General features: G+C 46.2%; 10 protein-coding genes. 9 read left to right on the top strand and 1 reads right to left on the bottom strand.

Annotation, left to right across the window (positions count from 1 at the left end):
* From H8711_RS12705 to H8711_RS12720, 4 genes are all read left to right on the top strand, one after another.
* Positions 1-918: relaxase family protein (locus H8711_RS12705; RefSeq protein WP_249283787.1), on the top strand; the 918-nt coding region annotated here is incomplete at its 5' end.
* A gap of 149 nt (positions 919-1067) precedes the next feature.
* Positions 1068-1307, top strand: coding sequence for a helix-turn-helix domain-containing protein (locus H8711_RS12710; RefSeq protein ID WP_008982943.1), 240 nt, complete (start codon positions 1068-1070; stop codon positions 1305-1307).
* A 65-nt stretch (positions 1308-1372) separates the two neighbouring features.
* Positions 1373-2947, top strand: a complete 1575-nt coding sequence (locus H8711_RS12715; protein WP_119214454.1) for a type I restriction-modification system subunit M — start codon at positions 1373-1375, stop codon at positions 2945-2947.
* A complete protein-coding gene (locus tag H8711_RS12720) occupies positions 2931-3455 on the top strand; it encodes a restriction endonuclease subunit S (protein ID WP_249283788.1) in 525 nt (174 codons plus the stop codon). The genes H8711_RS12715 and H8711_RS12720 overlap by 17 nt, the downstream gene beginning before the upstream one ends.
* On the opposite strand, the gene H8711_RS12725 is transcribed toward H8711_RS12720, so the two are convergent.
* Positions 3444-4088 carry a restriction endonuclease subunit S domain-containing protein gene (locus H8711_RS12725; protein WP_249283789.1) on the bottom strand — a complete coding sequence of 215 codons (645 nt, stop codon included), beginning with the start codon at positions 4086-4088 and terminating at the stop codon, positions 3444-3446. The two genes, H8711_RS12720 and H8711_RS12725, sit on opposite strands and share 12 nt — an antisense overlap.
* 126 nt (positions 4089-4214) lie before the next feature.
* On the opposite strand from H8711_RS12725, the gene xerA reads away from it, so the two are divergent.
* From xerA to H8711_RS12750, 5 genes are all read left to right on the top strand, one after another.
* Positions 4215-5198: a site-specific tyrosine recombinase/integron integrase gene (gene xerA / locus H8711_RS12730; RefSeq protein WP_249283790.1), complete on the top strand. Its 984-nt coding sequence runs from the start codon at positions 4215-4217 to the stop codon at positions 5196-5198.
* Positions 5199-5207: 9 nt separating this feature from the next.
* A complete protein-coding gene (locus H8711_RS12735) occupies positions 5208-6377 on the top strand; it encodes a restriction endonuclease subunit S (RefSeq protein WP_249283791.1) in 1170 nt (389 codons plus the stop codon).
* Positions 6378-6417: 40 nt separating this feature from the next.
* Entirely contained in the window at positions 6418-7269 is an 852-nt protein-coding gene (locus H8711_RS12740; RefSeq protein WP_249283792.1) for an AbiU2 domain-containing protein, read from the top strand.
* A complete protein-coding gene (locus tag H8711_RS12745) occupies positions 7253-10393 on the top strand; it encodes a type I restriction endonuclease subunit R (RefSeq protein ID WP_249283793.1) in 3141 nt (1046 codons plus the stop codon). The genes H8711_RS12740 and H8711_RS12745 overlap by 17 nt, the downstream gene beginning before the upstream one ends.
* A 27-nt stretch (positions 10394-10420) precedes the next feature.
* On the top strand, positions 10421-11391 hold a 971-nt coding region (locus H8711_RS12750), incomplete at its 3' end, for a hypothetical protein (RefSeq protein ID WP_249283794.1).

The raw sequence follows: 11391 nt of genomic DNA on the forward strand, positions 1-11391 counted from the left end.
GGTCTCTCTGTTATCCCTCCCTCTCAGAACAAGGGCATGGGCTACAAGGAGTACACCGAAGCCAAACGCGGCACGAGCTGGAAGCAGAAACTCAAGCAGACCATCGACCGGCTTGTCATCACGGCGAAGGACTACGATGACTTTCTGCGGCTCATGCAGGAAGCCGGTTATGAAATCAAGACTGGCAAATACATCTCCTTCCGCGCTGAAGGTCAGGAGCGGTTTACAAGGTCTAAAACTATCGGTGAAAACTACACCGAGGAACGCATCAAGGAGCGGATTGCCGGACGGACGCCCCGAAGAAGTCAGAGACAGACCACGCCGAAGCGCATCTCTCTCATCGGAGATATTCAGGAGCGGATTAGGCTTATCGACAGCAAGGGTTACGAGCATAAAGCAAAGCTCACTATCCTCAAGGAAGCGGCACGGACACTCAACTATCTCACGGAAAACAATCTGCTTCAATACGCCGATCTTGAGAAGAAGGTTGAGGATGTTCACGGTTCCTATGACCGTACCGGCAAGGAACTGAAAGGCGTTGAAGCACGTCTGCGGGAAGTCCAGCCGCTCATCAAAAATATCTCCAACTACCAGCGGCTCAAGCCTGTATATGATGCCTTCCAGAAGGCAAAAGACAAGCCGGGGTTCAAGGCAAAGCATGAGGCAGAGCTTGTGATCTTTGAGGCGGCGCGGAGTACGCTTCTTGCCATGCAGGGCGATGAAAAACTGCCGAGCTTGAAGACACTGCAAGCGGAACAGCAGCGACTTCTTGAAGAGCAGCAACGGCTCTATGATGAACGTGCGAAGCTCAAAAAAGAAGCGAAGCACATAGAGACGATCAAGTCTAATGTTGATACGTTTCTCGCTCCTTCTGTTGACCATGACCGTGATCATCTGCGCAGCACACAGCGCGAATAATCTCTTCAAAAGCAGGGCATCTTCTGTTGACCGGAGATGCCCTGCATCCTTGAGAGAAGGTTCGAGAAGTTGAAACTTTTTCTTTAATTTTTGCATCATCGGATTGCTTTTGAGAATGAAATCCGGTATAATATTATAAGCGATGTTGAATGCAAGCAAGTGAAAGGATGGTTGCCGTGCGCATAAGCTATAAGAAACTATGGATGCTTCTTCTGGAACGCGACATAAAGAGGGCTTCTCTACGACATGAGGTAGGGCTGTCTGCCGGAACATGGACAAAACTGAATAAGGGGGAAGAAGTGTCCCTCTCTATTTTGCTGCGCATTTGTGATTACCTGAACTGTGACATCGGAGATATATGTGAGGCTGTGCGAACGGACAAGAACTGAGTCCGGTTTTTCGTACAGCTCTTTTTGTAAAATAGGTTAGATAAATACATAGGGAGGATTTTGATATGGCACGAGCCGCATCGGCACCGAAGAAGGAGATTTCTATGGAGGAAGCTCTGTGGAAGTCCGCAGACAAACTTCGTGGTTCTGTTGAACCAGCAGAATACAAGCACGTCGTTCTCAGCCTTTTCTTCTTGAAGTTTGCCAGCGATAAGTTTGAGGCACAAAGGAAAGCTATTTCTGAAAAATACGGTGAGAAGTTTGTTGACAATGTTGCCTTCTATACGAAGGACAACGTGTTCTTCCTGCCTGAGATCAGCCGTTGGTCTTTCATCATGGAGAATGCGAAACAGGATGACATTGCGCTGAAAATCGACACCGCCCTCTATACGATTGAGAAAGCGAATCCCGCACTGAAAGGCGCACTGCCGGACAACTACTACTCACGTCTTCACATCGACACAGCAAAGCTGGCATCACTGCTGGACGAGATTGATAAGATCAACACCGGCGATAAAGAGAATGACATTATCGGACGAGTCTACGAATACTTCCTGAGTAAATTTGCACTTGCAGAAGGCAAAGGTAAGGGCGAGTTCTATACGCCGAAGTGCATTGTCAATTTGATTGCGGAAATGATCGAGCCGTATGACGGTATTCTCTATGACCCTTGCTGCGGTTCTGGCGGTATGTTCGTGCAGTCAATGAAGTTCGTGGAGGCACATCACGGCAACAAGAAGAAGGTCTCTATCTATGGTCAGGAATATACAAACACGACGTACAAGCTGTGCAAAATGAATCTGGCTATTCGCGGCATCTCTGCAAACCTCGGAGAAATGGCAGCGAACACATTCACCAATGACCAGCACAAGGACCTCAAGGCAGATTACATTATGGCAAACCCGCCTTTTAATCAGAAAGAATGGCGTGGTGATAATGAGCTGATTGATGATCCGCGCTGGGACGGCTATGAAGTTCCGCCGACGAGTAACGCAAACTATGGCTGGATTCTGAACATTGTTTCAAAGCTCTCTCAGAACGGTGTTGCCGGTTTCCTGCTTGCAAACGGCGCACTATCTGACGATGGTACAGAGCTGAAAATCCGCCGTCAGCTCATCGAGAACAATCTCGTCGAAGCAATCATCATCCTTCCCCGCAACCTCTTCTACACCACCGACATCAGCGTTACGCTTTGGATTCTGAACAAGAATAAAAAGGCTCGTGTGGTTGAAGAAAACGGAGAGGTAAAACGCTTCCGTAACCGTGAGCGCGAGATCCTTTTCATGGACTTGCGGCAAATGGGAAGCCCTTATGAAAAGAAGTATATTGAGCTGACAGAAGAAGACCGTGCAAAAGTCACGGGCGTCTATCACGCATGGCAGCAGGAAGGCTATGAAGAAACTTATCAGAATGTGCCTGAATTTTGTTACAGCGCATCCTTCGATGAGGTTGCTGAAAAGGGCTTTACCCTTGTTCCGAGCCGTTACATTGAGTTTGTAAACCGCGATGAGAACATCGACTTTGATACAAAAATGAAGACGCTGCAAAGTGAACTGCGTGATCTGCTCATTGCAGAAGAAAAGTCAAAGGCAGACCTGTTGACCGTGTTTAAGGAGCTGGGCTATGAAATCGAATTATGAACCTCTTGGTAAACACATTCGGCTTGTTGATTATCGAAACTCCGAGGAAGTCACCAGCACTGTTCTTGGCATAAGCATCGACAAAGAGTTTATGCCTTCCGTCGCAAATGTAATTGGCACAGATTTGAGTCGGTATAAACTGATCAGCAAGGGGCTATTTGCCTGTAACCCAATGCACGTTGGACGCGATGAACGTCTTCCGATTGCGCTCTATGAGAAAGGCAGCCCTGCAATAGTTTCTCCGGCGTATTTCATGTTTGAGATTATTGACCGCGATGTCTTAAACGAAGAGTATTTGATGATGTGGTTTCGTAGACCGGAGTTTGACCGTGAGTGCTGGTTCATGACGGACGGCAGTGTTCGAGGCGGAATTACATGGGACGATCTTTGCCGTATAAAGCTCCCTGTTCCCTCCTATGCGAGACAATGTGAGATCGTCGAGTCCTACCGTGCAATTACCGACCGCATTGCTTTGAAGAGAGCGGAAAATGATAATTTAGCGGCTTGATAACTGTGTTATTAAAGTATTGCGAGCATCTATTAGCTGCTGTATTTCTGTTTGATTCAATAGGCGAACCCGCTCTATTTGAGATAATGAGTATGTTAAGATATTCATGGATGATTCACACGGCAAATATACCGGCAGCCCGCATTGCTTTGTAATTCCAATGTAAGCTCGTGTACTTCCGCCACCTGCAAAGGCTTCCAGCGTTGACTGGAAATAGCTTGACTCGAAATAGTAACGTAAATAAACGTTGCTCAGTCCTTTATGGACACGATAGTATGTAACTTGCGGGGTCAAGATAATGTATTCGTAACCTTCGGGAACAATAGCAGTTCTACCAAGAGTTGCCTTGTGTGTTAACAGAACATCATCCGGTCGGGCAAATCCTTTCCTAAGAGTTTTTGCTTGCTTTTCTGTAATAAAGGCGCATTGAGACAGATCAACGAACCCATCGGACAGATTGTTTGCCATAACAAAGGGAATACCTGTGGCTACATAGTCGCTTGCCTTGGGATGAAGTTCTCCGTGATTCCCGTCCATAGGCGGATCAATGTACTTTTTATCAATGAGGTCTTGCACGGTATATTTTGTCCACGGATTACCGTTTTGGGCATCTGAACGGTATTGGTCATACATGACGCAAGAACATTGTGCCGCTAAATTATCATTTACCGTCCATTACTCTCACCAGTGGCGAGAGTTTTACCCTAAGAACTGCCACTGAAAAGTCGTTCTCTGAGAATATTCAAAGGAGACACGACAATGAAAGAACAACTAATTCAAGAAGTGCAGCGTCAGATGCTTCCGTTTCTGAACAACGCACAATTAAAACAGCTTCAAAGCGTCCTTGAAGGGGTGCTGAGTGGCGTAGAGCTAAGTCACAGCGCGGACATGGTAGAAAGCGCAAAGGTCGATACGGTTGCCTGTTTCATCAACGCAAAACGCATTGAAGGCTGCTCAGAAAAAACCTTGAGCTATTACCGTCAGACCATTGTGTCAATGCTATCCGGCATTGACAAAGAACCACAAGAGATCGCAACTGAGGACTTGCGAAAGTACCTAACAGAGTATCAGGCAAACCGTAAGTCAAGCAAGGTCACGATAGATAATATCCGCCGCATCCTATCCAGCTACTTTTCGTGGCTTGAAGATGAGGATTACATCGTAAAAAGCCCGGTACGCCGGATCCACAAGGTAAAAACGGCAAAAGTGATCAAGGAAACCTATACCGACGAGGCATTGGAAATCATGCGGGACAACTGCTGCAATGTCCGCGATCTCGCTATGATTGACCTTCTCGCATCCTCCGGAATGCGTGTTGGTGAGATGGTTGCCCTCAACCGCGATGACATCAACTTCAATGAGCGAGAGTGCGTTGTTTTCGGAAAAGGGAGCAAAGAACGGATCGTCTATTTCGATGCAAGGACGAAAATCCATCTGCAAAACTATCTGGAAAGCCGTACAGACGCCTGTTCAGCTTTGTTTGTCTCGCTGACCGCGCCGCATGACCGTTTGCAGATCGGCGGCGTAGAAAGACGGCTTCGAGAACTGGGGAAAAGGCTGAATCTGCCTCGTGTCCATCCACATAAGTTTCGAAGAACACTGGCAACGTCTGCCATAGATAAAGGAATGCCCATAGAGCAAGTCCAGCAGCTCTTAGGGCATCAGAAAATCGACACGACCATGCACTATGCTATGGTCAAACAGCAAAACGTCAAGCTGGCACACAGAAAATACATAGGGTGAGGTGTCACAATGAAAGAAGGATATAGGCTGCTTGGAGACTTCATTCGCCAAGTCGATGTCAGGAACACAGACGGAAAAGAGGAAAACCTTTTAGGTGTTTCCGTCCAAAAGATGTTCATTCCCTCTATTGCAAACACGGTTGGTACCGACTTTACGAAATACAAGGTAGTCAAACGGGGGCAGTTTACCTACATTCCAGATACTTCTCGGCGTGGAGACAAAATTGGTATTGCTCTTCTAACGGATTATGATGAGGGGCTTGTCAGCAATATCTATACCGTTTTTGAAGTGAAAGATGAAAACGAGCTACTGCCCGAATACCTAATGCTCTGGTTCAGCAGACCGGAGTTTGATCGTTATGCACGTTTTAAGTCTCACGGCAGCGTCCGGGAAATTATGGACTGGGATGAAATGTGCAAGGTTGAACTGCCTGTCCCCTCTATCGAGAAGCAACGCAGCATTGTAAAGGCATACAATACGATCACGGATCGGATTGAACTCAAGCGGAAGATAAATGATAATTTAGAAGCAACTGCACAAGCAGTATTCCAAGATCAATTTGCTTCTTACTATGGGTGTGACAAGCTTCCCGAGGGTTATAGCATCGTCAGTTTGGATAGCCTCTGTACAGTCAAAGGCGGCAAACGCCTTCCTGCCGACTGTGAATTACTTGATGATCCAACAGAACACCCTTATATTCGTGTTCGTGATGTTGGCGGAAGTCGCTATGTCTGTCTCACAGACCAATTCCAATATATTGATGAAGAAACGCATCAAGCCATCTCACGATATATAGTAAACACCGGAGATATTGTCATTTCGATTGTTGGTACAATCGGATTGCTCGGCAAGATTCATTCCTCTCTTGATAAAGCAAACCTTACTGAAAACTGCGTTAAACTCGCAGGTATTCATACGGTTACTTCCGACTATCTCTATTATACACTTTGCTATAAAAAGCAAATTAAGGAGATTGACCTTCTGACAGTCGGTGCGGTTCAAGCAAAGTTGCCTATGTACAACATCCAATCTATGAAAATCCTTGTCCCTCCGACCAAGGTGATCAGTGATTTTCAGAAGAAAATGAACGCTTTGGACGAGCAAATTGAAGCAAATACAATGGAAATCCAGAAACTTAATGAGCTTCGATCCGTTCTCCTCGCAAAACTGTCCGATTAAGCCGCTAAATTATCATTTTCCTACGAAGGGAGGGACGAAAATGGACAAGGAAACATTGATCAGAATTGCCGAAGAACTTCACCAGGGAGCTTTCGACGCAAAAGCCTACTACCTGATCATGCAGCAGTATCGGAAGAACCAACATAATTATGCCGAAGAGATGAAGGTTTCGCCAGCATTCTACCATACAGTCTATGATGCCCTGATGAAAGCCTGTTTCATGGAGATTGCCAAACTGTATGATAGCTCGAATGGTGTCGTGTCCATTGGAACCCTCCTTGCTAAATGCGAGGAAAACCAAGACCTTTTCCCAAAGTACAGAGAAACTTTGACGGTGGATCATGACGGAACAACCTTTTCCTACCCGATCCCATATCAGCACCAACTCAAGCCACAAGAGGAATGCTTCTTTAAGAACCGGGTTGAGGCAGATAGAAAACTCTTTGCAGCGTTTGATATTCCTGGTGCGGACAATGTTCCTGTTCGGGTGGATTTAACTTTCCCGGAGTTTTTGGATCTATATCAGAAACGTTTCAACGGACTGAGCAAAAAGAGAGATAACATCCGAATGCAGAGAAACAAACTCTATGCCCACAACGATGAGCAGCGCATCGTGAACAGTGAGAACCTTCCGGATCGTTACCCTATTTCCTATCCGGACGTTCAGGAAATGATAGACTTTGCGCTTGATTGTACGGGCTTGATTCTTGGTATTCTCACAGATGTAAACCGCGCAAAGCAATACTCAAATATAGATGACTGGGAAGGAACACTCATGCTGACACGCTTAGGATTGAAGTATCGGGAATACGACTTCCAGCAAAGCGAAAAAGCATTTGAAGAAGAAATGCGAAGACAGTTAGGGGGAAATGATAATGGCGAACTTCAATGAGCATTCTCTTGAAATGTCCATCATGGAGTTGTTTCAGGATGAAGGTTATATCTATTTGAATGGTGAGCAGATCCACCGCGAACGCTCTGAGGTTCTGCTTATCGACGATCTGCGGAAATACCTCCTGAACAGGTATGCCGCAGAGGGTCTTACCGCAAGCGAGGTTGATAGCATTATCCTTCGCCTGAGGTCTATTTCCGGCACGATCTACGAAGCAAACAAAGCAGTCTGCAAAATGGTTTGTGACGGCTTCATCTTCAACCGCGAAGATCACACAAAGAAAGACCTTTACATTGAGTTGATTGACTTTGATGAGCCAGAGAAAAACGTGTTCAAGATCGTCAACCAATTTGAAATTGAAGGCATCAACAACCAGCTACGCATACCGGACGGGATTGTATTCATCAACGGCATTCCAGTTATTGTGCTTGAGTTCAAGAGTGCAGTCAAAGAAAACACAACGATCATGGACGCCTATACTCAGCTTACCGTGCGTTATCGCCGTGATATTCCTGAACTCTTCAAGTATAACGCCTTCATCGTCATAAGCGATGGTGCAAATAATAAATACGGTTCCTTCTTCTCCCCGTATGACTTCTTCTATGCGTGGAGAAAGATTGAAGCTGACGATAAGGAATTGGACGGCATCAATTCCCTTGTAACTATGGTGAGCGGACTGTTCCGCAAAGAACGGCTTTTGGCAGTCATCAAGGATTTTGTCTATTTCCCTGATAGCTCGGACAAAGACCTCAAAATCGTCTGCCGCTATCCTCAGTATTTTGCTGCGGTCAAGCTGTTTGAGAATATCAAGGTACATCTCAGACCGGAGGGGGACGGCAAGGGCGGCACATACTTCGGCGCGACAGGCTGCGGAAAAAGCTATACTATGCTCTTCCTCACAAGAATGCTTATGAAGAGTACCTTCTTCCATAGCCCTACAATCCTGATTATTACCGACCGAACGGATTTGGATGACCAGCTCTCAAAGCAGTTTGTAGCATCCAAGAAGTACATTGGTGACGAAACCGTTGTGAGCATTGATTCCCGCGAAAAGCTACGTCAGGAACTTCAAGGCAGGACAAGCGGTGGGGTGTACATGACCACCATCCAAAAGTTCACCGAGGACTTGGAGCTTCTGACGGATAGAGCGAATGTGATCTGCATATCCGATGAAGCACACCGTAGTCAGATAAACCTCGATCAGAAAGTCAAGGTCACTGCCGAAGGTGTAGAGCGAAGCTATGGATTCGCAAAGTACCTACACGATTCTCTCCCCAATGCTACCTATGTTGGTTTCACCGGCACGCCCGTAGATGGCACGATTGAAGTCTTCGGTCCGGTTGTCGATGCCTACACAATGACAGAAGCGGTTAAAGACGGTATCACAGTCAACCTTGTCTACGACGGACGCGCTGCACGGGTCACTCTTGATCAGGCAAAGGTTCGGGAAATTGAAGATTATTATGACCGCTGTGCTGTTGAAGGCGCAAATGAGCATCAGATTGAGGAAAGCCAGAAGGCGGTTGCTCATATTGATGCGATCATCGGTGATCCTGACCGACTTCACGCAGTTGCGGAGGACTTCATTAACCACTATGAGACCCGCGTTGCCGAAGGAGCTACCGTTGCAGGAAAAGCAATGTTTGTCTGCTCTAATCGCAAGATTGCATACGCTTTTTATCAGATTATAGTTGGAATGAGACCGGAATGGGCAGAGAAAAAGGTTTGCCCTGACGGGGTTCAACTGACGGAAAAAGAGAAAAAGGAACTCAAACCCATCGAGAAGATTAAGCTCATCATGACGCGAAATAAAGATGATGAGCCTGAGCTTTATGAAATGCTGGGAACGAAAGATGATCGCAAGGAGTTTGACCGTCAGTTTAAGAACGTTAAATCAAACTTCAAAATTGCCATCGTTGTTGATATGTGGCTTACCGGCTTCGACGTACCGGCACTCGACACAATCTACATCGACAAGCCCATCCAGCAGCACAGCCTTATCCAGACGATTTCCCGCGTCAACCGCGTCTATACCGGCAAGGACAAGGGCTTGATCGTGGACTACATCGGCATTAAGAAAAACATGAATCTCGCCCTCAAGAAATACACCAACTTTGAGAGCGATGAGTTTGAAGGCGTCGAGCAGTCTATCACGATTGTTAAAGACCAACTCGATGTCTTGGCTCAGATGTTCCACAACTTCAATAGCACGGCTTACTTCAACGGCTCACCGAAAGAGCAGCTTGCTTGCCTCAATCGGGCTGTTGAGTATGTACAGCTCACGGAAGATTTGGAAACTCGCTTTATGGCGGCAGTCAAGCGCATGAAACAAGCGTTCAACCTATGCAGTTCAAGTGAGGCTATCTCTGATAAAGAAAAGGACTATCTGCACTTCTACTGTGCTGTGCGCTCTATTCTTTTCAAACTCACAAAGGGTGATGCCCCTGACATTTCACAAATGAATGCCCGTGTCCGTGAACTTCTTGAAGGTGCAATTCAATCTGATGGTATAGAGGAACTGTTTGAGACGGGAAAACACATCTCTGTTGATATTTTCAGTGACGAGTATCTGGATAAGATCAATGCAATCCAACTTCCAAACACAAAGATAAAGGTGTTGCAGAGGCTTCTTTCTCAAGCGATTGATGAGTATAAAAAAGTCAACCGCATTATGGGCATGGAGTTCTCAGACCGCCTCAAGCGGGTTGTTGATGAGTACAACAATCGCCGTCGTGATGAGGCTTTTGCTAATGAAGTTCTTGACGATGTGGCGGAGCAGCTTGCGAAGCTCCTTGAAGAACTCAAAAAGGAAAAAGACTCCTTCAAGGGCATGGGAATTGACTACGAGGAAAAAGCCTTTTATGACATTCTCAAGGCGGTTGCCAAGAAGTATGAGTTCGAGTACCCGGACGATAAGATGATTGAATTGTCAAAGCGGATTAAGATTATTGTCGATGACAAAGCTAAATACACCGACTGGTCTACCCGTGATGACATTAAGGCAAATCTGCAAGTTGACCTCATACTGCTACTGGATGAATTTGACTATCCCCCCGTAACCATTGATGATGTCTACAAGGAGGTTCTGGAACAAGCTGAAAACTTCAAAAAGTACGCTCAATAACCCACGTTCCATCGAAAGGAGTAGATCATGGGCAATTCAGTCATGTTGAATGGCGTCGAATATGCCGGAGAACAGATTGCTTATAAAGACAGCACCTATGAGCTTGTGTCAAAGGTCGCTTACCTGATCGGCGTCCCGCTCCGTATTTTTCAAAATGAACACGAGCCGCCGAAGATAGAGATATACAACCGGCTTGAACAGGATAAAAATGCCCGTATCATTCGTAATCTATGTATCATCCGCACCGCCATTGAGCGCAATTACCGGAAAATAAATGACATCATGCGGATGGAATACCGTGGGCTTCTTTCGATGCCGGAGATCCTTCCAACATCCAGTATGCAGCAGCTTTCAAATGACGGAATCAGCTTTATTAAAAAGTCGAGTACAAAGCTCTGCCACCACATTATCGAGATCAACCGGCTGATTTCAGACCGCATTAACAACTGCAAAAGCCTCTTTCCAATCTGGATTAACTGGGCGTACATAAAAGAGCTGTTCATTATGCCAAACGGCTTGACGGAGGACGGAACGAAAGATGCTGCGGACATCTATTACGCAAGTCTCTCCTACTACCCCTATCAAATGTACATCAACTGGGTACCGATGGACGAGGGTAATGTCCTCTATAATGACAAGAAGTTTGCTACCCTGCTTTATCAATGGCATTGCGACGCCTTCACGGAATACAGTAAAGTCTCCGATGCAGGGGCTTTTGTAAAAAACAATATCTACGACTTCATAGATGACAGCGATAAGACCGTATTGGTAGTGGACTGCGAAAACTCCGACCCGTACAAGCTGTGCGCCACGCTCAAAAATCTTGATTATGAGGTCATGCAGAAGATTACGGCGATCATTCTCTTTGATGACGTACACACCGCTACGGCATGGCGGATTCTTGAAAACTACACCCGCATCCCCGTTGAACATATCATGATTGAGCGGATCAAGCAGAACAAATCACTGGTAGACATCAAGCTCACCGCAAGAGCCTG

This window comes from Ligaoa zhengdingensis, assembly GCF_014384885.1.
Lineage (GTDB): Bacteria > Bacillota > Clostridia > Oscillospirales > Ruminococcaceae > Ligaoa > Ligaoa zhengdingensis.

Coding starts and splice junctions, on each gene's coding strand:
- H8711_RS12710 (WP_008982943.1), top strand. CDS start 1,068: ATGCAAGCAAGTGAAAGGATGGTTGCCGTGCGCATAAGCTATAAGAAA.
- H8711_RS12715 (WP_119214454.1), top strand. CDS start 1,373: ATGGCACGAGCCGCATCGGCACCGAAGAAGGAGATTTCTATGGAGGAA.
- H8711_RS12720 (WP_249283788.1), top strand. CDS start 2,931: ATGAAATCGAATTATGAACCTCTTGGTAAACACATTCGGCTTGTTGAT.
- H8711_RS12725 (WP_249283789.1), bottom strand. CDS start 4,088: ATGTATGACCAATACCGTTCAGATGCCCAAAACGGTAATCCGTGGACA.
- xerA (WP_249283790.1), top strand. CDS start 4,215: ATGAAAGAACAACTAATTCAAGAAGTGCAGCGTCAGATGCTTCCGTTT.
- H8711_RS12735 (WP_249283791.1), top strand. CDS start 5,208: ATGAAAGAAGGATATAGGCTGCTTGGAGACTTCATTCGCCAAGTCGAT.
- H8711_RS12740 (WP_249283792.1), top strand. CDS start 6,418: ATGGACAAGGAAACATTGATCAGAATTGCCGAAGAACTTCACCAGGGA.
- H8711_RS12745 (WP_249283793.1), top strand. CDS start 7,253: ATGGCGAACTTCAATGAGCATTCTCTTGAAATGTCCATCATGGAGTTG.